The sequence below is a fragment of the Sphingorhabdus sp. Alg239-R122 genome, assembly GCF_900537065.1.
In the GTDB taxonomy this organism is placed as follows: Bacteria; Pseudomonadota; Alphaproteobacteria; order Sphingomonadales; family Sphingomonadaceae; genus Alg239-R122.
Genome location: NZ_UNRC01000001.1, coordinates 262760 through 287014, shown reverse-complemented (window position 1 = coordinate 287014; position 24255 = coordinate 262760). Strand labels below are relative to the sequence as shown.

The window sequence follows — 24255 nt, the reverse complement described above, 5'->3', positions numbered from 1 at the left end:
GTACCCGTCTGACATGATTTAGGAGACGCCAGCGGTTTCCTCAAGGGATGATGCAAGTTTTTCCATGCGTCGGGCCAGTTTTTCCACCGCTTTGGCGGCAATGCTGTCGTGCGGTGTTTCAGGAGCCGGCGGTGCGCTTACCGCACTGCCTTTCGCATTTTGTAGTTCATCCAGCTGATCAGCAAGCAATAGCGAAGTGAACAGCAGCATGCGGCTTTCAGTCAGAGCCTGGCTGCTATATCCCGCTTTGCGTGCGGTTTCATCCACCACGCGGCCAAGGTTTTCCAGTTGCTGTTCTTCACCTTCACCGCAGGTCAGCTTGAACTGGCGGTCGGCAATGGTAATGGAAACGTCAGGCATGGTCGGCTCACTTTTTCGATAATCCGGGTTAAATAATCTGGTCTACTGAGTAATCTGATCAATCTGGCTGATGGCTTTTTCAGCAGCATCACGTAAAATCTTGTGACGTTTTTTTAAATCGGTCAATTCTTCATCGCTTGCATTGGTGTGCGGTGCAGCATTTGCGTCTTTTCGCAATTTTGCCGTAGCCGACTCAACACGACCCAGTGCGCGTTCAAGTTGCTCCAGTGCCGCATTCATGCGGTCGTTGTCGGTATAACTATCAGTCATAATTAACAAATAGCAGGAAAATCGTGCCTTTCCAAATCCTGAGCTGTGGATAGCCATAAAAACTGTTAACTTTTCTGTTGATGGCGGGAAAGCTAGCCTTGACGGCAGCTACGCGGCCCCGCAAATGATAGGGCCGAACGGGCGAATCGGCCTTGCCCGATGCTGTGCACGGCATGGCACGCAAATTTGGGGATAATCCGCAATGACAGTAGCCTTTCATGACTTGTCCAACGCCATCCGGGCACTGTCCATGGACGCGGTGCAGGCCGCTAATAGTGGACATCCAGGTATGCCCATGGGGATGGCCGATGTCGCGACCGTGCTCTACCGTGATTACCTGAAATTCGACCCGGCTGCGCCCGATTGGGCCGACCGTGATCGTTTTGTGCTTTCTGCTGGTCATGGTTCGATGCTGATCTATTCGCTGTTGCACCTGACGGGATATGCACATCCGACCATGGATGAAATCCGCAATTTCCGCCAGTTATCAAGTCCCTGCGCTGGGCATCCTGAAAATTTCGAGCTTGCCGGGGTGGAATTGACCACTGGCCCGCTGGGGCAGGGGCTTGCCATGGCCGTGGGCATGGCAATGGCCGAACGACACCTGAATAGCGGGTTTGATGATGACCTTGTCGACCATAGGACATGGGTTATTGCTGGTGATGGTTGCCTGATGGAAGGTATCAATCACGAAGCCATTGGTTTGGCTGGGCATCTTGGGCTGGGGCGGCTTAATGTGCTGTGGGATGATAATAAGATCACCATTGATGGTGCGACTGACCTGTCGACCAGCGAAGATATCCGCGCACGTTACGCGGCAACAGGCTGGCATGTCGTAGATTGTGACGGCCATGACGAGGCATCAATCAAGGCTGCGATAGACGAAGCGCTTGCCGATCCGCGTCCGTCACTGATCGCCTGTGCAACGATCATCGGCAAGGGTGCACCCACCAAACAGGGTACATCTGCGACGCACGGTGCACCGCTTGGTGAAGAGGAAATTGCCGGTGCACGCGATCTATTGGATTGGCCGCATGCACCGTTTGAAGTTCCTGCCGACATTGTGGAGAGCTGGAGCACATTTGGCGATTGCGGCCGTGATGCCCATGCTGCATGGAAAGATAAGCTTTCCGGCCATGCACAGGCAGATGAATTTACGCGGCGTATGGCGGGTGAGCTGCCAGATACATTCTCGCTGGAAAGCTATCTGGATGGCCTGATTGCCGAACCTAAAAAAGTGGCGACACGTAAGGCTTCAGAAATGGCGTTGAATGAAATCAACGCAGCCATTCCGGAAACTATTGGCGGTTCAGCTGACTTAACTGGTTCAAATAATACGAAAACGGGTGATCTGGGCGTCATGACGTCAGATGATTATTCCGGGCGTTATGTGTATTATGGCATTCGTGAATTCGGCATGGCAGCGGCTATGAACGGCATGGCGTTGCATGGCGGTGTGATTCCTTATGGCGGAACGTTTCTGGTCTTTACCGATTATTGCCGTTCGGCCATCCGCCTGTCCGCGATCCAGCAGCAGCGCGTTATCTACGTTATGACGCATGACAGCATTGGTTTGGGCGAAGATGGACCAACCCACCAACCGATCGAGCATGTCATGAGCTTGCGTATGGTGCCGAATGTCCATGTCTTCCGGCCTGCAGATGTGATTGAAACAGCCGAATGCTGGGAGTTGGCTCTCAAAGCGCAGGACAGGCCGTCCGTATTGGCGCTGACACGGCAAGGTGTGCCGCAGCTGCGGCTTGAAAAAAGCGACAATCAATGTGCAAAGGGCGCGTACCGGCTGAAAGAAGCTGATGGCACGGCGCAGGTGACTATCATGGCGACCGGGTCTGAAGTGTCATTGGCAATGGAAACCGCAGAAAAGCTGGAAAGTGATGGTGTTACTACCGCAGTCGTGTCAATGCCATGCTGGTCGCTATTCGATGCACAGGATCAGGTTTATCAGGACAGTATATTGCCAGAAGACGGGTCGCTGCGCGTATCTATAGAGGCGGGGACCACTTTGGGCTGGGAACGCTATACAGGCCGCAACGGCCTGCGCTTTGGGCTGGATCGCTTTGGTGCATCCGCACCTATTGATGACCTGTTCGAAAAATTCGGCCTGACGGCGGAGCAGGTCGCGCAGAAAATCAGGGATGTATTGGTTTAAAGTTTACATTATTTATGAAATTTGGAATTTAAGGAGCTGAAATAATGTCAGTAAAAGTAGCAATTAACGGCTTTGGCCGAATCGGACGTCTCGTCGCTCGCGCGATATTGGAACGTGATGACCATGATCTTGAGTTGGTTGCGATCAACGATCTCGCGGACGCCAAAGCCAATGCACTGCTTTTCCAATATGATTCCACCCATGGCCGCTTTCCGGGTGAAGTGACAACCGACGGTAGCAGCATCACGGTCAATGGTAAGAAAATTGCGGTGACATCTGAACGCGAGCCCGGCAAATTGCCGCATGGTGAGATGGGGATTGATCTCGTGCTTGAGTGCACCGGCTTTTTTCAGTCGCATGAGGCCGCCAAGCCACACCTTGATGCGGGCGCCAAGCGTGTTCTTATTTCTGCACCGGCTAAAAACGTTACAAAAACAGTAGTCTATGGCGTAAATCATGACAACCTAACTGCTGAGGACGTCATCGTGTCCAACGCTAGCTGCACCACCAACTGCCTTGCCCCCGTGGCTAAGGTACTAAACGATACCGTGGGTATTGAACGCGGTTTCATGACCACTATCCACAGCTATACCAATGACCAGCGTATGCTCGACCAGATGCATTCTGACATGCGCCGCGCGCGCGGCGGGGCGCAAAACATGATTCCTACCACAACGGGCGCGGCGCGTGCTGTCGGTCTGGTGCTGCCTGAACTGAATGGCAAGCTGGACGGTTCCTCTGTGCGCGTGCCGACACCCAATGTTAGCCTGATTGATCTCGTGTTCACACCAGGCCGCGATACTTCGGCGGAAGAACTGAATGCTGCACTGAAAGCGGCGTCAGAAGGCGCGATGAAGGGCGTTCTCTATTATACTGAACAGCCGCTGGTCAGCTCAGACTTCAACCATTTCCCCGCGAGCTCAACAGTCGACAGTCTGGAAACCACTGTCATGGAAGGCAAACTGGCCCGTGTGGTGAGCTGGTATGACAATGAATGGGGCTTTTCCAACCGCATGATCGACACTGCCGGCGTTATGGCAGGTCTGCTGTAAGGCTGGGGCGGAGAAATGGCGGCACAGCGCTTCAGTACACTGGATGACATGCACGACATTGCGGGCAAGCCGGTGCTTGTCCGTGAAGACCTGAACGTGCCGGTGCATGATGATGGCAGTGTCAGCGATGATACACGGCTGCGCGCTACCATGGCGACACTTACCGAACTGGCGGATGCCCATGCCAAGGTGCTGGTGCTCGCCCATTTCGGACGGCCCAAGGGACATGCTTCAGAAGATCTTTCGCTGCGCCCTGTAGCAGAAGCGCTGGGAAAAGTGCTGGGGCGTCATATCGGTTTTCTGGCATCGCCCGAACGCCACGCCATTGATGCGCTTGCCAATGGCAGCATCACGGTACTGGAAAACAGCCGTTTTTACCCTGGCGAAGAGAAAAATGACCCGGCGCTTGTCTCACAAATGGCGGCGCTGGGTGATTTTTATGTAAATGATGCCTTTTCCACTGCGCATCGGGCGCATGTCACAACAGAAGGCCTGGCGCATGCGTTACCCGCTTTTGCAGGGCGCGCGATGGAAGCCGAACTCAGGGCGCTGGAAGCTGCGCTCGGCGATCCTGAACACCCGGTGGCCGCTGTTGTTGGCGGCGCCAAGGTTTCCACGAAACTGGATGTGTTGACGCATCTGGTTGCCAAGGTCGATCACTTGATTATCGGCGGTGGGATGGCCAATACATTTTTGGCGGCACGCGGCGTGGATGTGGGCAACTCACTGTGTGAGCATGATCTTACCGATACGGCAAACCGCATCATGGATGTCGCCGATGCGGCAAGTTGCACCGTGCACCTTCCCTACGATGTCGTCGTAGCAGGGGAATTTGCGGCAGGAGCCGAAAATCGCACCGTGAATGTCCATGAAGTGGGCAGTGACGAAATGATCCTTGATATTGGTATGGCAGCGGTGGAAGCACTGTCTGATGTACTCAAAACCTGCAAGACACTGGTGTGGAACGGCCCGTTGGGCGCTTTTGAAATTGAACCGTTTGACCGGGCAACAGTGGCGTTGGCGCAAACGGCGGCGGCGCTGACCCGTGAAGGGTCTCTGGTGTCCGTGGCGGGCGGCGGAGATACGGTCGCAGCACTCAATCATGCAGGCGCAGCAGGCGATTTCAGTTTTGTTTCTACCGCGGGTGGAGCTTTCCTGGAATGGATGGAAGGCAAGGAATTGCCAGGCGTAAAGGCGTTAGAGACATAAGATATTTTAGGTGAAGTATAAGATATTCTGGTCGTCACGGCCAATCATTCAAGAGGACATAGTGATGCATAATTCCGAAATGATGGAAAAAATCGAAAAAGGCGCAGGTTTTATTGCCGCGCTCGATCAGAGCGGGGGTTCCACGCCAAAGGCGCTTCGCGGGTACGGCGTTGAAGAAGATGCCTATACTAATGATGATGAGATGTTCGCGCTTATTCACGATATGCGCAGCCGCATTGTCACCGCGCCCTGCTTTAATGGTGAGAAAGTTATCGGCGCAATCCTGTTTGAAAAAACCATGGATGGTGAAGCGGGCGGTCAATCTGTAGCCAAACTGTTGTGGGAACGCGGCGTGGTACCGTTCCTGAAAGTCGACAAGGGTCTGGAAAATGAAGCTGACGGTGTACAGATGATGAAACCGATACCTGGCCTTGATGAGTTGTTGGAGCGTGCCAAGGAAAAGGGTATTTTCGGCACAAAAATGCGTTCGGTGATTAATCTTGCTTCGCATGCCGGCATTGCGGGGATTGTGCAGCAGCAGTTTGAAGTGGCATCGCGTATATTGGATCATGGTTTGATGCCGATTATCGAACCTGAAGTATCGATCAAGAGTGCAGAACGCGGTGCGGCGGACGTCATTTTGTTTGAGGAGCTAAAAAAGGCACTTGATGCATTACCCGAAGACCGCAAGGTTATGCTGAAGCTTTCCATTCCGGAGCAAGCCGGGCTTTATGCGCCGCTTGTAAATCATCCGCGTGTGGCGCGCGTAGTAGCCCTTTCCGGCGGGTTTGAACGTGATGAGGCATGCACTGAGCTTGCCAAAAATCCCGGTATGATTGCGAGCTTCTCCCGTGCATTGCTCCAGGATCTGCGCCACCAAATGGGTGATGGCGACTTTGACGCCTCACTGGGCGGCGCGATTGAGCAGATTTACGAAGCGTCTGCAACCTAGGGGGCGCATATGAGTGCGGATCCTGCCTGTCAGCTTTACATTATATCACCGCTTGAAACGGGCGGTGATTTCCCGGACCGTTTGCGCGAAGCATTGTCGGCGGCACCTGTCGCAGCATTTCAGTTTCGCGTGAAAGGGTTGGACCAGCATACGGCCGCGCGGTTTGCCGCACCATTACAGACTATATGCGCAGAATATGACACCGCATTTATCGTCAATGATGATATTGCGCTGGCAGCACGGCTTAACGCGGATGGTGTGCATCTGGGGCAGGGAGACGGTGAGCTCGCTGAGGCTCGTGAACGTCTGGGCCGCGATGTGCAGATCGGTATCACCTGTCATGATAGCCGTCATCTGGCACTGGAAGCAGGTGAGGCCGGGGCGGACTATGTTGCCTTTGGCGCGTTTTATCCGAGCGAGACGAAAGATACGCAGCATCAGGCGGACCATGAATTACTATCATGGTGGTCGGGGATGGTCGAGATACCTTGTGTTGCCATTGGCGGCATAACGGTCGCCAACGCACGGCCGCTTATAGCGGCGGGGGCCGATTTTCTGGCGGTTTCAGGAGGTGTGTGGAAACATGCGGATGGCCCGGCGATTGCGGTACGGGAATTTAACGAGGTTTTTGCGGGTGCATAAGTGTGCAGGGAGTCAAGCTTTCGCGGTTTTCTTACGCTTGGCCTCTGCTACCAATCGTTTGAGGTAACTGGTATAATCTTCCTCAAATTCATCGCTGTCTGGCAATGAAACTCCCTGTTTATGCGCAGTATTACATAAATTGCTGGGTTTGCCGAAAATGCCTGCCGCTGGATTTGCCTGATATACACTCATCTTTTATCTCTCATATGCCCTTTGGCTGACTGGATATATTCCAGATTTTCTCAAGTTATGGCACTTTATAACATTATTTTACAAGTCGGAATTGGATGAAATGGTCATATCACCTGAATCTATCAAACATATGCTGTCATGAAAATCTTGCAGCTGCCATGGCTGCCCTCTTGCCAACGCGTTGATGCAGCTATAGAGCGCAGGCACAAATCATTGTGCGCATCGCTGCTGCACAGGCTCTTTTCAGGTATGTGAGATATTTTATGAAAATCAGTGGTGTCGATATTCGTCCGGGCAATATCCTGGAGTATGAGAACGGACTTTGGAAAGTTGCGAAAATCCAGCATACCCAGCCGGGCAAGGGCGGAGCCTATATGCAGGTGGAAATGAAAAACCTGATCGATGGCCGTAAGACAAATGTCCGTTTTCGCAGTGCCGATACAGTTGAGAAGGTGCGGCTTGATACCAAGGATTTCCAGTTCCTGTTCGCTGATGGCGACATGCTGACTTTCATGGACAAGGAAAATTACGAACAGATCATGCTGTCTGCCGACCTGTTGGGTGATGCGGTCGAATTTCTTCAGGATGGGATGGACGTGACGCTGGAACTGTATGAGGAAAAACCGATCTCGGTGCAGCTTCCCGACCAGATTGAGGCGGAAATTGTCGAAGCCGATGCCGTGGTCAAAGGCCAGACAGCATCGTCCAGCTATAAGCCCGCCGTACTGGACAACGGTGTGAAAGTCATGGTGCCGCCGCATATTGCCGCTGGAACGCGCGTAATTGTAGATGTTTATGCCCGCGAATATGTGAAGAAGGCGGATTAAGCCTCTCGCACGCAATATATATTTATGCCCTGATATGTTTAATACTTTAACGGGCCCATAGGAAAAATTATGCCATCCCATTCAGGTTTGATCGCGATTATGGAACGCGCCGCGCGCAAGGCGGGGCAGCGCCTACGCCGTGATTTCGGCGAAGTCGAACATTTGCAGGTATCAAAAAAAGGCCCGGCTGATTTCGTGTCCAAGGCCGACCAGCGTTCCGAACGCACCTTGTATGACGAGCTTTTGAAGGCACGGCCCGACTGGGGTTTCGTGTTGGAAGAAGGCGGCAATATCAAAGGTGACCCCGCCAAACCGCGTTGGATTATCGATCCGCTGGATGGCACCACCAATTTCCTGCATGGTATTCCGCATTTTGCGATTTCCGTTGCTGTGCAACAGCCCAATGAAATGCATGATGGCTGGGGTGATGTGACATCTGGTCTGATTTACCAGCCGCTCACGGATGAGAGTTACTGGGCAGAAACCAATCGCGGTGCTTGGTTGGGCGAACGCCGCCTGCGTATTTCGGGCCGTAGTTACCTGGATGAAGCGCTGATCGCTACAGGTGCGCCATTTAACGGACATGGTGATTTTGATGAATGGTCAAAAATATTCAATGCCGTAGGCCCTGAAGTAGCCGGCATTCGCCGCTTTGGTGCTGCTTCGCTGGACCTGGCTTGGCTGGCCGCAGGGCGTTACGATGGTTTCTGGGAAAGCGGTCTGCAGCCATGGGATGTAGCAGCAGGTGTGCTGATGGTGCGTGAGGCGGGCGGTTTCGTCACTGACTATCGCGGCGGGAACCAGCCCATCAACAGGCAAGAAATGATTGCAGCCAGTGACATGCTGCATTCAAAATTGCATAAACTGATAGCAGGGGCTTTGCGGGCAAAGGCCAAGCCGGAATAGGGATTGGGAGCAGGCCATGTTACGCGGCCCCAGCCAACATATTCGGTGTCATGGCCAGAGCCATCCCAGATTTGACGCATGTATTCAGCAATGCACAATGTCCCAAATTAGAAAATACTGGGCAGTGAAGCAGGGGCAGCCGCTCACACCAACACAGATACGTGCGACCAACTTGCAGAATTTGCGACGCAGTTGTGCGTAAAAAAACACGGTGAGACACTTGCTTGCATGCGCCTACATGCTTAGAAGCGGAGCTGATTTACCCGTGGATTCTTTACAAGGTCAGGAAGGAAATGATTTGACCGATCTTTCACAATATCTGCCAATCCTTCTCTTTCTTGGTATCGCCCTTATTCTCTCCGCTGCCTTTGTCTTCCTGCCCATGGGCGTTTCACGGTTGACTGGCACACACAATCCCACAGTGAACAAGCTGACAGAATATGAATGCGGCTTTCCCGCGTTTGAAGATTCACGCAGCCAGTTTGACGTGCGTTTCTATCTGGTGGCGATCCTGTTTATCATATTTGACCTTGAGGCAGCTTTCTTGTTTCCATGGGCGGTGTCGCTGAATGAAATTGGCTGGACAGGATGGGTCACGATGATGATTTTTCTGTTCGAGTTGATTGTGGGCTTTGCCTATGCCTGGAAACTGGGCGCGCTGGATTGGGAGTAGATTATGAACAGCAATAATTCACTTATCCAGCCCGCGACCATGGCCGACATGCCGCCCGAAGGCACGCCGCCTGAACAAGCATTTTTCAACGACCTGAATGCGGAAGTGAATGACAAGGGTTTCCTTGTCACCTCGACCGAAGACCTGTTTGCCTGGGCCCGTACGGGCTCGTTATGGTGGATGACATTTGGTCTTGCCTGCTGCGCAGTGGAAATGATTCATGTGAACATGCCGCGCTATGATATGGAGCGTTTTGGCGTCGCGCCACGCGCTAGCCCACGCCAGTCGGACGTGATGATTGTGGCAGGTACGCTCTGCAATAAAATGGCACCGGCACTTCGCCGTGTATATGACCAGATGTCCGAACCGAAATATGTGATTTCGATGGGTAGCTGCGCTAATGGCGGCGGCTACTATCATTACAGCTATTCCGTGGTGCGTGGATGTGACCGGATTGTCCCGGTTGATATTTACGTGCCTGGATGTCCACCCACTGCCGAAGCCCTGCTTTATGGTGTGATGCAGCTCCAGCGGAAAATTCGCCGGACAGGAACGATTGAACGGTAATATGGTACATTCGGCTCCGAAAATAGCAAGCAATGACGGTGTTGCAGCGCAACTGGGCGCAGCATTGGGTTCGATGGTGGTTGAGATGGTCGAGGCGCATGGCGAGATCAGTTTCACCGTGCAGCGCGACAGCATTGCTGATGCGCTACAGATTTTGCGTGATACACATGATTACCAGCAGCTTATGGAAATCGCTGGTGTCGATTATCCTGACCGCGCTGAGCGGTTTGAGGTCTGTTATCATTTGCTCAGCCTTACCGAAAACCACCGCGTTCGTGTCAAAGTCAGTACCGATGAAGATACCCCGGTGCCCACTGTCACGCATCTCTGGCCCGTGGCCGGATGGCTGGAGCGTGAAGTATACGATATGTATGGCGTACTTTTTGCAGGCAATCCTGATTTGCGCCGTATCCTTACCGATTATGGTTTTCGAGGCCATCCGTTTCGCAAGGATTTCCCGCTCACCGGCCATGTCGAAATGCGGTACAGCGAAGAGCATAAGCGCGTGATCTATGAGCCGGTAAAGCTGGCGCAGGATTTCCGCAGCTTTGACTTTATGTCGCCTTGGGAGGGCGCGGATTACGTGCTGCCGGGCGATGAAAAAGTGGAAGAGGAAAAGCCGGATGAGGATAAATCATAATGGCTGATTATCTCGAAGAAACACTGGGCGAAACCGATGCTGCCGATCCAACGGTAGGTGACGTCGAAATCCAGAATTACACGATCAATTTCGGCCCGCAGCACCCGGCGGCGCACGGCGTGCTACGCATGGTGATGGAGCTGGACGGTGAGATCATCGAACGGATTGATCCGCATGTTGGCTTGCTCCACCGCGGTACCGAAAAGCTGATCGAGCATAAGACCTATCTGCAGGCTCTACCCTATTTTGACCGGCTCGATTACTGTTCGCCGCTGGCGCAGGAATATAGCTATGTGCTGGCGATTGAGAAACTGCTTGATCTCGAGGTTCCATTGCGCGCGCAATATCTGCGCGTGTTGTTCGCCGAATTGACGCGTATCTGCAATCATATGCTCAATATCGGCGCGCATGTCATGGATGTGGGTGCGATGACACCGAACCTGTGGGTGTTTGAAATCCGTGAGGATTGCCTGAACTTCTTTGAACGCGCATCGGGCGCGCGTATGCACAGTGCCTGGTTCCGCCCCGGCGGTGTGCATCAGGACGTGCCGCTGAAACTGCTGACGGATCTTGCCGATTGGCTCGATACATTCCCGAAACTGTTCGAAGATGCGATGAGCCTGGTCGTGGACAACCGCATTTTCAAACAGCGCAATGTCGATATCGCAACTGTGAGCAAGGAAGACGCGATCAAATGGGGCTTTTCCGGCCCGATGATCCGCGGCAGCGGTATTGCATGGGACTTGCGTAAGTCACAGCCCTATGATGTCTATGGCCGGATGGAATTTGATGTTCCTGTCGGCACCAAGGGCGATTGCTATGACCGCTTCATGGTCCGGGTTGAGGAAGTGCGCCAAAGCGCGCGCATTATGCGTCAGTGCCTGAATGAAATGCCCGAAGGTCCGATTGCCTCCACTGACCGTAAAGTCGTTCCGCCCAAGCGCGGTGAGATGAAGCAGTCGATGGAAGCACTGATCCACCACTTCAAGCTGTATACCGAGGGTTTCCACGTGCCCGCCGGTGAAGTCTATGTCGCCACCGAAAGCCCCAAGGGCGAATTCGGCGTCTATCTGGTTAGTGATGGCAGCAACAAGCCATACCGCTGCAAGATCCGCCCAACCGCGTTTAGCCACCTTCAGGCGATGGATTTCATGTGCAAGGGTCATATGCTACCCGACGCGACCGCCATATTGGGCGCGATCGACGTTGTGTTCGGGGAGTGTGACCGGTGAATCTCCGCTTATTCTTGAGCCGGGTATTCGTACTCTATTGCGTCTTTTTCACTGGCGCTGTTCTGTGGGGGTATTTCCGGGGTGGCGAACTGGATATAGGCCACTGGGCATTAATGAGCACTGCAGTACTTCCTGCTGCGCTCATTCGAGAGTTTTGGATTAGAATGCGTCGGGAATATCCCGAAAAGGCGACGTTGAATGGCTGACACACCCAATATCCCCGACGAAATCGAAGTTCGTGCGAAATGGGGCGGTTTTGCCTTTACGCCAGAGAATGACGAGAAGGCGAAGATGTACGTTGCGCGCTATCCTGAGGGGCGGCAGCGCAGTGCGGTGATGCCGCTGCTTGACCTGGCGCAGCGGCAGGTGGGGGCGGATACCGATACGCAGGGCTGGCTGCCCGTTCCGGTGATCGAATATGTCGCGGCATATCTGGATATGCCTTATATGCGCGCCTACGAAGTCGCGAGTTTCTACACCATGTATAACCTGGCGCCGGTCGGTAAATACCATGTGCAGGTATGCGGCACCACGCCGTGCATGCTGCGCGGGTCGGATGACGTCATGGCGGCGTGCAGGAACAAGGGCATGGTCAAGGGCAAAACCACGCCAGACGGCCTGTTCACGCTGACTGAGGTCGAATGCATGGGCAACTGCTCCAACGCGCCGATGGTGCAGATCAACGACGATAATTTCGAAGATCTGGATTATGACATCACCACTAAGATTCTGGAAGAACTGGCTGCGGGCCGTGAGGTGACACCAGGGTCGCAGACGGGCCGCAAGACCAGTGAGCCCGAAGGCGGGCCAGTGGTGCTTAAGGAAATGCTGGATGCAAATCATGATTACCGGGGGGAATGGTAATGGCTGTCTGGATTGCTCTGGGGTCGGTTGCTATTGCTCTGGCCGTGGTGTTTCTTGCACTTAAGAGCTCGGATGAGGGGAGTGGTGAAGAATGAGTTTCGACTTCCTTCAGGACAAGGACCGTATCTTTACGAATGTCTATGGCTTTCAGTCGCCTAACCTGAAAGCGGCGCAGGCGCGTGGGGACTGGGATAATACCAAGGACCTGGTGGGGCTTGGCCATGACAAGATTATCGAGGAAATCAAGGCATCCGGCCTGCGCGGTCGCGGCGGGGCAGGGTTCCCGACCGGCCTGAAATGGTCCTTCATGCCCAAGGAAGCGCCAAAAGATGCGCAGGGCAATCCGCGACCCAGTTTTCTGGTCATTAACGCTGATGAATCTGAGCCAGGGTCATGCAAGGACCGCGAAATCATGCGCGGCGATCCGCACAAGCTGATCGAAGGCGCACTGGTGGCAGGGTACGCAATGCGCGCGCGTGCCGCCTATATCTATATCCGCGGCGAATATATCGCCGAAGCCATTGCACTCGAAAAAGCGGTGGCGGAAGCCTATGATGCAGGCCTGATTGGCAAGAATGCCGCTGGGTCCGGTTATGATTTCGATGTGTTCGTGCATCGCGGTGCAGGTGCTTATATCTGCGGCGAAGAAACCGCGATGATCGAAAGCCTGGAAGGCAAAAAGGGTCAACCACGCCTGAAACCGCCATTTCCCGCAGGTGCAGGCCTTTATGGCTGCCCAACCACAGTAAATAACGTGGAATCAATTGCTGTTGTTCCCACTATCATGCGGCGCAGTGGGGCATGGTTTGCAAGCTTTGGCCGTGAAAACAATCATGGCACGAAACTGTTCCAGGTATCGGGCCACGTCGAAAAACCGGCTGTTTTCGAAGAGGCCATGTCCATCCCGTTCAAGGACATGATCGAAAAGCATTGCGGCGGTATCACCGGGGGCTGGGACAACCTGCTCGCGGTCATTCCCGGTGGTTCTTCCGTTCCGCTCGTTCCCGCTGAACAGATTATGAACGCACCGATGGACTTTGACGGTCTGAAAGACGTTGGCTCAGGCCTTGGTACGGCAGCGGTTATAGTGATGGACAAGTCTACCGATATTGTACGAGCAATTTCCCGGCTCAGCTATTTCTACAAACATGAAAGCTGCGGTCAGTGCACACCGTGCCGTGAAGGCACAGGCTGGATGTGGCGCGTGATGGAAAAAATGCGTGATGGCAATGCTGAAATCGAAGATATTGATACTTTATATGAAGTAACCAAGCAGGTTGAAGGTCACACGATCTGTGCACTTGGCGATGCAGCAGCCTGGCCGATCCAGGGCCTGATCCGTCACTTCCGGCCCGAAATGGAGCGCCGTATCCGTGAGCAGCAGGGCAGTGGTGCAGAGATTATGGAGGCGGCTGAATAATGCCCAAAGTCACCGTAGATGGCGTAGAACTGGAAGTCCCACAGGGCGCAACTGTGCTGCAGGCGGCGGAGCTTGCAGGCAAGGAAATCCCGCGTTTCTGCTATCATGAACGCCTTTCCATTGCCGGCAACTGCCGCATGTGCTTGGTCGAGGTAAAGCCCGGACCACCAAAGCCGCAGGCGAGTTGCGCGCTGCCAGCTGCAGATGGCCAGGAAATCCGCACCGACACCGAAATGGTGAAAAAGGCGCGCGAAGGCGTGATGGAATTTCTGCTCATCAACCATCCGCTTGACTGCCCGATCTGCGATCAGGGCGGCGAATGCGACTTGCAGGACCAGGCGATTGCCTATGGCCGTGGTGGTTCGCGGTTCGAAGAGAATAAGCGTGCGGTCACCGAAAAATATATGGGGCCGATCGTCAAGACGGTTATGACGCGCTGCATCCATTGTACCCGCTGTGTCCGTTTCTCCGAAGAAGTGGCGGGAGTCGAGGAAATCGGTGCGATTGGTCGCGGTGAAGCTATGCAGATTACCAGCTATCTGGAACAAGCCGTGCATAGTGAGCTTTCGGGTAATGTGATCGATCTATGCCCCGTGGGCGCGCTGACATCCAAACCATATGCGTTTGAAGCGCGTCCGTGGGAACTTAAGAAAACGCTGGGCATCGACGTGTCCGACGCGGTTGGCACCAATATCCGTTTTGACAGCCGGGGCAGGGAAGTGCTGCGCGTGCTGCCGCGTGTCAATGATAACGTGAACGAGGAATGGGCGACTGACAAGACACGCTATATGGTCGATGGTCTGGTGCGTCGCCGCCTCGACAAGCCATTTGTACGCAAGGGCGGCAAGCTGGTCGAAATGAGCTGGGATGAGGCGTTCAAGGCGATTGCCAAGGTGGCCAAGAAAGCGGGCAAGTCCGTGGCAGCCATCGCGGGCGATATGGTGGATTGCGAAACCATGTTCGCCGCGCGTGAATTGCTCGGCGCAATGGGCTCGAAGATGCTCGAAGGTCGTCAGACAGGCTTAGCCTATGACACCAGCAACCTCGCAGCAGTCAATTTCAACAGCACAATAAACGGTATCGAGGAAGCCGATGCGATTCTGCTGATCGGCACGAACCTGCGCTGGGAAGCACCACTAGTAAATACACGCATCCGCAAAGCGATCAAACGCGGCGCGAAAGTGTTTGCCGTGGGCCCTGAAACCGACCTCACTTACAAAGTCGAATGGTTGGGCGAAGATGCCAAAGTGCTTGGCAAGCTGCCGAAAGCTGTGTCTGATGCCTTGAAAGGCGCAGGAAAGCCCGCCATTATCATGGGTGGCGGCGCACTGGCGATGGAGGGTGTGCATGGCGCGGCTCTAAAGCTTGCTGACAAGTTTAAAATGATCCGTGACGATTGGAACGGCTTTAATGTGCTGCATTTCTCTGCCGCACGTATGGGCGGATTGATGCTCGGTTACGCACAAGAAGGCGGTCTTGCGGATATTGTTGCGTCTAAACCTGCGTTGTTGTTTGCATTGGGCGCGGATGAAGTTGATTACAACCAGTTTGAGGGCAGTTTCAAAGTCTATATCGGCCATCATGGCGATGCAGGCGCACATGCGGCGGATGTTATCTTGCCGGCGGCGGCTTATCCTGAAAAGAATGGCACATATGTCAATCTGGAGGGCCGCGTACAATTTTCCAACAAGGCAGTATTTGCCCCGGGCGATGCGCGCGAAGATTGGTCTATTCTACGCGCACTGTCCGATGTGCTTGGCCACACGCTGCCATTTGACAGCTTTGATGCATGCCGCGCGGCGATGGCGAAAGCCGTGCCTGCGCTCGGCTATGAAGGCTTGGCCAACTATGACTGGGCACCGCCCAAACTGGATAGCAAGTGCGAAGGCGTGCTTGGCTATCCGATCAAGGATTTCTACTTGACCAATTCGGTCGCGCGCGCCAGCGCGACGATGCAGCGCTGCTCAGCAGAATTGCTGCATGCGGATGATATGCTGGAGGCGGCGGAATGACCGAATTTTTCCAATCTCTGGGCATGACTTATGAATGGGCGTGGTTTGTCGCGACCATTTCGGGCATTCTCATTATTGTGCTGCCACTGCTGCTGTCAGTGGCCATGATTGTCTATGCCGACCGCAAGATCTGGGCGGCGATAAACCTGCGTCGCGGGCCCAACGTGGTGGGACCGTTCGGGTTGCTGCAAAGCTTTGCTGACGGTTTAAAAGTATTCCTGCAGGAAACGATTATTCCAAGCGCGGCCAATAAAGGGCTTTTCCTGATTGCGCCGATCATCACTTTCACCGTGGCGCTCGCGGCCTGGGCGGTTATTCCGTTCAGTGAAACCGCCGTACTGTCCAATATCAACGTGGGGCTGCTTTATATTTTGGCGATCAGCTCGCTGGGCGTTTACGGCGTGGTGATTTCAGGTTGGGCGTCCAACTCAAAATATCCGTTTTTCTCCTCCATGCGCGCCGCAGCGCAGATGATTTCCTATGAAGTTTCGATTGGCTTTACGCTGATAACTGTCGTCCTGATGGCAGGAACGTTCAACCTGAGCGATATCATTATGGCGCAAAAGGGACATATTGGCGGTATCGTCAATGCCTATGGCCTGAACCCACTACTGTTCCCGATGGCGGTCGTGTTCCTGATTTCCGCAATGGCGGAAACCGCGCGGCACCCGTTTGATCTGACCGAGGCGGAAAGTGAGCTAGTGGCCGGGTATCAGACCGAATATAGCTCGATGAGCTTTGCACTGTTCTGGCTTGGCGAATATGCCAATATCCTACTGATGTGCGCACTCAACGCAATTCTGTTCTGGGGTGGCTGGTTGCCGCCGATCGATTGGGCACCGCTTTACGCTGTGCCGGGTATTATCTGGTTGTTGCTCAAGATATTCGTGTTCTTCTTTATCTTCAGCTGGGTCATGGCAACGGTCCCACGCTACCGCTATGATCAGTTGATGCGTCTGGGCTGGAAAATCTTCCTGCCTCTCTCGCTGGCATGGGTCGTGATTGTGAGCGGATACGTGATGATCAGAGATAATGGGTGGCCGCTATGAGTATTGCACAAACCATTAAAGCCTTTACCCTTTGGGAATTTGTGAAAGCGCATGCACTGACTTTGAAGTATTTCTTCAAACCCAAAGTGACGATCAACTATCCGCATGAAAAAAATCCGCTGAGTCCGCGATTTCGCGGGGAACACGCACTGCGGCGCTATCCCAATGGCGAAGAACGCTGCATAGCGTGCAAGCTGTGCGAGGCGGTGTGCCCTGCGCAGGCGATCACCATTGAGGCGGAGCCGCGCGAAGATGGCTCGCGCCGCACCACGCGTTATGACATTGACATGACCAAGTGCATCTACTGCGGTTTTTGCCAGGAAGCCTGCCCGGTCGATGCCGTGGTTGAAGGGCCGAATTTCGAATATGCCACCGAAACCCGTGAGGAGCTGCTTTATGACAAGCAGAAGCTGCTTGCGAACGGGGATAAGTGGGAACGTGCCATTGCGGCGAACCTTGAAGCGGATGCACCATACCGGTAATGCGCGTGACGAATCCAACGGGGCTTGAAATATAGTGATACAGGTTTTCACATTCTACCTATTCGCGGTACTGCTGATCGCCAGCGGTGCGTTTACGATTTTTTCGCGCAATCCGGTGCACAGCGTGCTGTGGCTGATCCTCGCGTTCTTCAATGCGGCGGGACTGATGGTACTTGTCGGTGCGGAATTTATCGCGATGCTGCTGGTCATTGTCTATGTCGGCGCGGTTGCGGTGCTGTTCCTGTTCGTGGTGATGATGCTGGACATTGACTTTGCCGAACTGCGCGCAGGTTTCATGAAAAATGTACCGCTCGGTATATTGCTTGCCATTGTCTTCGTAATGGAACTGATATTCGGTATTGGCGCTTATCAGGCGGGCAAGATCGAGCTGGCGGATACGCCGGTCAATCCGGCACGTGAAGGCGCGACTAATATCGAAGCAGTGGGTGAGCTTCTCTACACCAAATATATTTTCCTGTTCGAAACGGCAGGTATCATCCTGCTGGTGGCGATGGTGGGCGCGATTGTGCTGACCAACCGGAAACGCGCCGGTGTCCGTCCGCAAAACGTGTCTGAACAAGTCGCGCGGCGGCCCGAGGATGCAACACGCAATATGCAACCCGAAGTGGGCAAGGGGGTCGAACTATGATCGGCATAGAGCATTATATAGTGGTGAGCTCCATCCTGTTTGTGATGGGCGTGCTGGGCATTTTCCTGAACCGCAAGAATGTCATCATCATCCTGATGGCGATCGAGCTGATCCTGCTCGCGGTGAATATCAACCTGGTCGCGTTCAGCGCGTTCCTGGGCGATATGGTGGGACAAGTATTCGCGATGTTCGTGCTGACCGTTGCAGCGGGCGAGGCAGCAATTGGCCTTGCGATACTGGTGATTTATTTTCGCGGTCGCGGCACGATTGCGGTTGATGATATCAACCGGATGAAGGGGTAAACGGGCGTGGCCATTAAACTTATCGTATTCCTGCCCCTGCTGGCGGCGATCATTGCGGGGCTGGGCAACCGGGCGCTGGGCAATATTCCAGCCAAGGTGATAACCACCGGCGCGCTGTTTGTTTCCTGTGCACTCAGCTGGCCTATTTTCCTGAGCTTCCTGGGCGGTGATACGCAGGCATTTGTGGTGCCGGTGCTTGACTGGGTGCGCTCCGGCGACCTGAATTTCAACTGGGCGCTGAGTGTTGACACATTGACCGCCGTGATGCTGGTTGTTGTCACCACCGTGTCCGCGCTAGTGCATCTTTATAGCTGGGGCTATATGGATGAAGACCCTGACCAGCCACGCTTTTTTGCCTATCTCTCGCTTTTCACCTTTGCCATGCTGATGCTGGTAACCGCCGATAACCTGGTGCAGATGTTCTTTGGCTGGGAGGGCGTGGGGCTTGCCTCTTACCTGCTGATCGGCTTCTGGTTCAAGAAACCCAGTGCGAATGCCGCGGCAATCAAGGCATTCGTGGTCAACCGTGTCGGCGACCTTGGTTTCATGCTGGGTATTTTCGGCACGTTCCTGGTGTTTGGCACCGTTTCCATCCCTGAAATCCTGGCCGCTGCGCCTGCCATGGCGGGTTCCACCATCGGGTTCCTTGGTATGCGGTTTGACACCATGACGATCCTCTGCCTGCTGCTGTTTATCGGTGCGATGGGCAAATCGGCGCAGCTAGGCCTGCACACATGGCTGCCCGACGCGATGGAAGGCCCGACACCTGTGTCGGCTCTGATCCATGCCGCGACCATGGTGACCGCGGGCGTATTCATGGTCTGCCGCCTTTCACCCATGTTTGAAACCAGTGAAACGGCGCTGGCGGTCGTGACTTTCGTGGGCGCGGCCACGGCACTGTTTGCGGCAACAGTTGGTCTCGTTCAGACTGACATCAAACGCGTGATTGCCTATTCAACCTGCTCTCAGCTTGGTTACATGTTTTTTGCAACAGGCGTGGGCGCCTATGGCGCAGCAATGTTCCACCTGTTCACACATGCGTTCTTCAAGGCGCTGTTGTTCCTCGGTGCGGGCAGTGTCATCCACGCCATGCACCATGAACAGGACATGCGCTATTATGGCGGCCTTAAAAAAGAAATCCCGCTCACATTCTGGGCGATGCTGGCGGGCACTTTGGCGATTACCGGTGTGGGTATCATCCATATCGGCGCGATCCCTGCACTTGGCTTTGCCGGTTTCTTCTCAAAAGACGCGATTATCGAAGCGGCTTATGCGAGCGGCACTGAAATGGGCAGTATCGCATTCTTCGTTGGTGTCACTGCGGCATTGCTCACCAGTTTCTATAGTTGGCGGCTGATGTTCCTGACATTCTGGGGTAAGCCGCGCTGGATCGAATCCGAACATATTCAGCACAGCGTACACAAGACACCCGAAACAGCCGAAGACAGCACGGGCGGCTATCACCCTCATGAAAGCCCACTCACCATGCTGATACCACTGGGCGTGCTCGCAATGGGCGCAATATTTGCCGGTTTCGTGTTCCACCATGCCTTTATCGATGCGGAGCAGGGCGCGGCGTTCTGGAATGGCAGCATCGCCTTTGACGAACATCTGATGCACGCCATTCATGAAGTGCCTTACTGGGTTAAACTGTCATCGACATTCGCGATGCTGATCGGGCTGGGCACGGCATTTTACATGTATATGCGAGGCGAAGGACGGCCGCAGGCACTCGCGAACCAGTTCCGCGGCCTGTACCAGTTCTTCTTCAACAAATGGTATTTTGATGAGCTGTATGACCTTATCTTTGTCAAGCCGGCTTTCTGGTTCGGACGCCTGTTCTGGAAACGCGGCGACCAACAGACCATCGACCGTTTCGGCCCTGATGGCGCGGCAACTCTGGTCAGCTATGGCAGCAAGGTCGCTGGCAGGCTTCAGACCGGATATCTTTACAGCTATGCGCTGGTCATGCTCCTGGGGCTTGTGGCGGCGATCACATGGGTAATGGTGCGATAAGATGAACGATCTCGGTTTTCCAATCCTGTCGCTGATGCTGGCTATCCCCACTATAGCTGCCATCGTCTGCCTGTTCCTGTCTGCCAATTCGGCACGTTGGATGGCACTGATTGCCACGCTTGCCAATCTTGTGCTCGGCATTGTACTGTGGCTCAATTACGATATTGGCGGCGCGCAATGGCAGTTTACCGAAAGCGCTCCCATATTCGGGCGTTTCTCATGGGCGCTCGGCATTGACGGCATTGCATTGATGTTGATTATGCTCTCGGTGTTCCTGATGCCGATATGCATCGGAGCAAGCTGGGAAACGATCCAGAAACGTGTCGGCGAATATATGGCGGCATTCCTGTTTATGGAAACGTTGATGATTGGCGTGTTCGCGGCGCAGGATATTTTCCTGTTCTATATCTTTTTTGAGGCAGGCCTGATCCCGATGTACCTGATTATAGGTATCTGGGGCGGCGTGGACCGGATTTACGCGTCATATAAGTTCTTCCTTTACACATTGCTTGGATCGGTGCTGATGCTGATTGCAATGCTGTGGATGACCAATCAGGCGGGAACGACTGATATTCCGACGCTAATGAACTATGATTTCGCACCGGAAGCGCAGACATGGCTCTGGCTTGCCTTTTTCGCCAGTTTTGCGGTAAAAATGCCGATGTGGCCAGTGCATACCTGGTTACCCGATGCGCACGTTCAGGCGCCAACAGCGGGTTCGGTCATTCTGGCGGGCGTGCTGCTGAAACTCGGCGGGTACGGCTTTATCCGTTTCTCGTTACCTATGTTCCCTGAAGCATCTGCGCAGTTTGCCTGGCTGATATTTGGCCTGTCGATGGTGGCGGTGGTCTATACCTCGCTCGTCGCGCTGGTGCAGCATGACATGAAAAAGCTGATTGCCTATTCCTCGGTCGCTCATATGGCGATTGTGACGGTGGGTCTGTTCGCTTTCAACAAACAGGGGCTTGAAGGCGCGATGATCGTGATGCTGAGCCATGGCCTGGTATCGGGCGCGCTGTTCCTGTGTGTCGGTGTGATTTACGACCGGCTGCACACGCGGGAAATTGACCGCTATGGCGGACTGTCGAACAACATGCCGAAATATGCGCTCCTATTCCTGCTGTTCACCATGGCCTCAATCGGCCTGCCGGGCACCAGCGGTTTTGTTGGTGAATTCCTGTCACTGCTAGGCATTTACAAGGTTTCCAGCTGGGTAGCGCTGGTGTGCACCACGGGGATCATTCTGGGCGCGGGCTATATGCTCTATCTCTATCGCCGCGTTGCCTATGGCGACCTGGTGCATGAGGATGTGAAGGCGATGTCTGACCTTAGCGGCCGTGAAATGGCACTGCTGGCGCCAATTGCTGCGGTGGTGCTGTGGATGGGCGTCTACCCTGAAAATTTCCTCGCGCCGATGCGGCAGGATATTACGACACTCGAAGCACGTATTGCCCGTGCGCAGCCCGAAGGGGATGCGCAGATCGCAATGGGCGCACCGAAAGAAGAAGAGAAGGGCGAGCATGGCTCCCATGAAGCAAGCGAGGGAGGCCATTAATGTCAGTTGGTAATTCCCTTTATCTGGTCGCACCTGAAATTATCCTGAGTGCAAGTGGTCTGTTATTACTGCTTATCGGCGCATGGGGTGGTTTCAAATCCGCTCGCCTTGTTAGCATACTGGCGGTGACGGCGCTGTTTGCCTCTTCAGCCGTAGCGCTGGAATTCCTGCTTAATCCTGCTTTTGCGGAAGGCGGCGATGCATTTTTCGGACAGTACCGGCTCGACAAGTTCGGGTCACTGACTAAGCTGCTGATCTATATTTCAGCGATTGTCTCAATCATCATTGCGCCGCGTTTCTTTGACAATGTTGCGGGCGGACGCAGCGCTGTCATGCGTCCTGAATATCCGGTGCTGATTGTCTTTGCGGCGATTGGCATGGGCATGATGGTGTCGGCGGTTGACCTGATGACACTCTATATCGGCCTCGAACTGAACAGCCTTGCGGCCTATGTACTGGCAAGCTTCCTGCGCAATGACGAACGCTCTGCTGAGGCGGGTCTCAAATATTTCGTGCTTGGCGGTCTTGCCAGTGGCATATTGCTGTTCGGCATGTCGCTGCTCTACGGCTTTACCGGCACGACGAACTTTAACGCTATTAATCAGGCATTTGAAAGCGGCCTTTCGACAGGTGCGCTATTCGGGTTGATATTTGTGCTCGCCGGCATGGCGTTCAAGATCAGTGCGGTACCGTTCCATATGTGGACGCCGGATGTCTATGAAGGTGCACCGACGCCGGTGACAACCTTCTTTGCCACTGCGCCCAAGGTTGCGGCACTTGCGCTTACCATGCGGCTTGCGATCGAGGCCTTTGGCAGCCAGATAGCTGCGTGGCAGCAGATTATCATCTTTATTGCGCTCGCATCGATTGTTGTCGGTGCGGCGGGCGCGATTGGCCAGACCAATATCAAACGCCTGCTGGCCTATAGCTCGATTAATAATGTCGGCTTTATCCTGATTGGCCTTGCTGCCGCAAACCAGGCGGGTGCGTCGGCAATGCTGGTTTACCTGATGATCTATGTTGCCATGACATTGGGTAGTTTCGTGGCGGTGCTCGACCTGCGCGATGCGGATGGAAATCAGGTGGAGGAAATATCCTCACTCGCCGGGCTATCCAAATCGCGTCCGGGATTGGCTGCGGCGATAGCGATATTCATGTTCTCACTTGCTGGCATTCCGCCGCTTTTTGGTTTCTGGGGCAAGTTTTTGGTGTTTGAAGCGGCGGTGCAGGCGGACCTGATTCTGCTTGCGGCGCTTGGTATCGCCGCATCAGTGATCGGCGCATTTTACTATCTTAAGGTTATCAAGGTAATGTATTTTGATGAATCTGCGGATGTGGTAGTCAAGAGTGACAGCAAAAGCCATGCGGTCATTATCGCACTCTGCGCGCTGTTCGTGTCGCCGCTTGGATATCTCCTGATACCTGTGCTGGGCAATATTGCGGATCAGGCAGCAGCGGCACTGTTTTGGGCCCTTTAGATTCTGAAAACACGTATTGAAACTGTTCAGCTTACGGCCTCCACCAATGCCGATATGCTGGAACACGCCCGTGCTGGCGCGGCGGAGGGGCTATGGATACGCGCAGAGCGGCAGAATGCAGGGCGCGGCAGGCTGGGGCGGACATGGGAAAGCCCTGTAGGCAACCTGTTTGCCAGCACGCTTGTACGGCTTCGCGCAGATGATCCGCCAGCTTCCACATTGGCGTTTGTTACTGCGCTGGCGGTATATGATACAGTCGCGCCCTATCTGACGGGTAACCCACCACAGCTCAAATGGCCCAATGATGTGCTAGTGGGTGGTAAAAAGCTTTGCGGTATGCTGCTCGAACGCTGTGAAGATGCTGTGATTGTCGGGATAGGCATCAACATTGCCGCGGCACCCGATATCCCGGGCCGCGAAGTCACCTGTTTGCATGATGCCGGCGCGCCAAAATCGCTTGATGCAACCATAGTTGTTGGCGAACTGGCTGAAAAATTCCAACATATCTACGCTGAATGGCGTGATAAACCCATATCCTACACGCTTGATAAGTGGCAGGACAAAGCCCATAAAACAGGGACTGAAATCAAAATTTCCCGTGAGGGCGCAAATCATTTGACCGGAACCTTTATCGGGATAGACGTAAACGGTTCGCTCAAAATCCGTACGGAAAGCGGCGCGGTTCAGGTAATTCATGCGGGCGATGTCGAAATCGTCCGGAATATAGAGGAATAGC

24 protein-coding genes and 1 pseudogene are annotated in these 24255 nt (G+C 54.1%); 22 read left to right on the top strand and 3 right to left on the bottom strand.

The annotated features are described in order from the left end of the window. Positions 1–18: 18 nt before the first annotated feature. A complete protein-coding gene (locus G6Q15_RS01385; RefSeq protein WP_164114811.1) occupies positions 19–360 on the bottom strand; it encodes a cell division protein ZapA in 342 nt (113 codons plus the stop codon). A 42-nt stretch (positions 361–402) separates the two neighbouring features. Next, the gene (locus tag G6Q15_RS01380) at positions 403–630 is read right to left on the bottom strand and encodes a hypothetical protein (protein WP_164114809.1); all 228 of its coding nucleotides are present in this window, start codon (positions 628–630) and stop codon (positions 403–405) included. A gap of 202 nt (positions 631–832) precedes the next feature. On the opposite strand from G6Q15_RS01380, the gene tkt reads away from it, so the two are divergent. The 5 genes from tkt to thiE all read left to right on the top strand — a co-directional run bounded on the left by tkt (position 833) and on the right by thiE (position 6655). Further along, entirely contained in the window at positions 833–2800 is a 1968-nt protein-coding gene (tkt, locus tag G6Q15_RS01375) for a transketolase (protein WP_164114806.1), read from the top strand. Positions 2801–2844: 44 nt separating this feature from the next. Beyond that, the gene (gene gap, locus G6Q15_RS01370) at positions 2845–3852 is read left to right on the top strand and encodes a type I glyceraldehyde-3-phosphate dehydrogenase (protein ID WP_164114803.1); all 1008 of its coding nucleotides are present in this window, start codon (positions 2845–2847) and stop codon (positions 3850–3852) included. 15 nt (positions 3853–3867) lie between these two features. Next, on the top strand, positions 3868–5061 hold the full coding sequence (locus G6Q15_RS01365) for a phosphoglycerate kinase (RefSeq protein ID WP_164114800.1): 1194 nt from the start codon (positions 3868–3870) through the stop codon (positions 5059–5061). Positions 5062–5125: 64 nt separating this feature from the next. Beyond that, positions 5126–6013, top strand: a complete 888-nt coding sequence (locus G6Q15_RS01360; RefSeq protein ID WP_205518058.1) for a fructose bisphosphate aldolase — start codon at positions 5126–5128, stop codon at positions 6011–6013. A gap of 9 nt (positions 6014–6022) precedes the next feature. Continuing rightward, on the top strand, positions 6023–6655 hold the full coding sequence (thiE, locus tag G6Q15_RS01355; RefSeq protein ID WP_164114797.1) for a thiamine phosphate synthase: 633 nt from the start codon (positions 6023–6025) through the stop codon (positions 6653–6655). Positions 6656–6667: 12 nt separating this feature from the next. Here thiE and G6Q15_RS01350 read toward each other — a convergent pair whose 3' ends face one another. Next, positions 6668–6847 (bottom strand): hypothetical protein, encoded by a 180-nt coding sequence (locus G6Q15_RS01350; protein ID WP_164114795.1) that lies wholly within the window; start codon positions 6845–6847, stop codon positions 6668–6670. A 263-nt stretch (positions 6848–7110) separates the two neighbouring features. On the opposite strand from G6Q15_RS01350, the gene efp reads away from it, so the two are divergent. From efp to G6Q15_RS01265, 17 genes and pseudogenes are all read left to right on the top strand, one after another. Then, positions 7111–7674, top strand: coding sequence for an elongation factor P (gene efp, locus G6Q15_RS01345; RefSeq protein WP_164114792.1), 564 nt, complete (start codon positions 7111–7113; stop codon positions 7672–7674). A gap of 69 nt (positions 7675–7743) precedes the next feature. Continuing rightward, positions 7744–8580, top strand: coding sequence for an inositol monophosphatase family protein (locus G6Q15_RS01340; protein WP_164114789.1), 837 nt, complete (start codon positions 7744–7746; stop codon positions 8578–8580). Positions 8581–8878: 298 nt separating this feature from the next. Further along, on the top strand, positions 8879–9253 hold the full coding sequence (locus G6Q15_RS01335; RefSeq protein WP_164114785.1) for an NADH-quinone oxidoreductase subunit A: 375 nt from the start codon (positions 8879–8881) through the stop codon (positions 9251–9253). Between the two features lie 48 nt (positions 9254–9301). Continuing rightward, complete coding sequence (locus tag G6Q15_RS01330) at positions 9302–9820, top strand: NADH-quinone oxidoreductase subunit B (protein ID WP_164115081.1); 519 nt, start codon at positions 9302–9304, stop codon at positions 9818–9820. Position 9821: 1 nt separating this feature from the next. After that, positions 9822–10424: pseudogene (locus tag G6Q15_RS01325) on the top strand (NADH-quinone oxidoreductase subunit C); the annotation flags it as partial. Positions 10425–10459: 35 nt separating this feature from the next. After that, positions 10460–11692 (top strand): NADH-quinone oxidoreductase subunit D, encoded by a 1233-nt coding sequence (locus tag G6Q15_RS01320; RefSeq protein ID WP_164114778.1) that lies wholly within the window; start codon positions 10460–10462, stop codon positions 11690–11692. Positions 11693–11890: 198 nt separating this feature from the next. After that, positions 11891–12556 (top strand): NAD(P)H-dependent oxidoreductase subunit E, encoded by a 666-nt coding sequence (locus G6Q15_RS01315; RefSeq protein ID WP_164114776.1) that lies wholly within the window; start codon positions 11891–11893, stop codon positions 12554–12556. A gap of 91 nt (positions 12557–12647) precedes the next feature. Continuing rightward, the gene (nuoF, locus tag G6Q15_RS01310; protein WP_164114772.1) at positions 12648–13976 is read left to right on the top strand and encodes an NADH-quinone oxidoreductase subunit NuoF; all 1329 of its coding nucleotides are present in this window, start codon (positions 12648–12650) and stop codon (positions 13974–13976) included. Continuing rightward, entirely contained in the window at positions 13976–15988 is a 2013-nt protein-coding gene (gene nuoG, locus G6Q15_RS01305; protein ID WP_164114769.1) for an NADH-quinone oxidoreductase subunit NuoG, read from the top strand. The genes nuoF and nuoG overlap by 1 nt, the downstream gene beginning before the upstream one ends. Beyond that, positions 15985–17037, top strand: a complete 1053-nt coding sequence (nuoH, locus tag G6Q15_RS01300) for an NADH-quinone oxidoreductase subunit NuoH (protein ID WP_164114767.1) — start codon at positions 15985–15987, stop codon at positions 17035–17037. The genes nuoG and nuoH overlap by 4 nt, the downstream gene beginning before the upstream one ends. Continuing rightward, a complete protein-coding gene (gene nuoI / locus G6Q15_RS01295) occupies positions 17034–17519 on the top strand; it encodes an NADH-quinone oxidoreductase subunit NuoI (RefSeq protein WP_164114764.1) in 486 nt (161 codons plus the stop codon). Before nuoH ends, nuoI begins: the two co-directional genes overlap by 4 nt. A 34-nt stretch (positions 17520–17553) precedes the next feature. Continuing rightward, positions 17554–18168 carry an NADH-quinone oxidoreductase subunit J gene (locus tag G6Q15_RS01290; protein WP_164114761.1) on the top strand — a complete coding sequence of 205 codons (615 nt, stop codon included), beginning with the start codon at positions 17554–17556 and terminating at the stop codon, positions 18166–18168. After that, on the top strand, positions 18165–18470 hold the full coding sequence (nuoK, locus tag G6Q15_RS01285; RefSeq protein ID WP_164114757.1) for an NADH-quinone oxidoreductase subunit NuoK: 306 nt from the start codon (positions 18165–18167) through the stop codon (positions 18468–18470). The genes G6Q15_RS01290 and nuoK overlap by 4 nt, the downstream gene beginning before the upstream one ends. Positions 18471–18476: 6 nt before the next feature. Next, a complete protein-coding gene (gene nuoL, locus G6Q15_RS01280; protein ID WP_164114754.1) occupies positions 18477–20486 on the top strand; it encodes an NADH-quinone oxidoreductase subunit L in 2010 nt (669 codons plus the stop codon). Position 20487: 1 nt separating this feature from the next. Further along, complete coding sequence (locus G6Q15_RS01275; protein WP_164114751.1) at positions 20488–22041, top strand: NADH-quinone oxidoreductase subunit M; 1554 nt, start codon at positions 20488–20490, stop codon at positions 22039–22041. Next, positions 22041–23519, top strand: a complete 1479-nt coding sequence (nuoN, locus tag G6Q15_RS01270) for an NADH-quinone oxidoreductase subunit NuoN (RefSeq protein ID WP_164114748.1) — start codon at positions 22041–22043, stop codon at positions 23517–23519. Before G6Q15_RS01275 ends, nuoN begins: the two co-directional genes overlap by 1 nt. Continuing rightward, entirely contained in the window at positions 23520–24254 is a 735-nt protein-coding gene (locus G6Q15_RS01265) for a biotin--[acetyl-CoA-carboxylase] ligase (protein WP_345940281.1), read from the top strand. Position 24255: the final 1 nt, after the last annotated feature.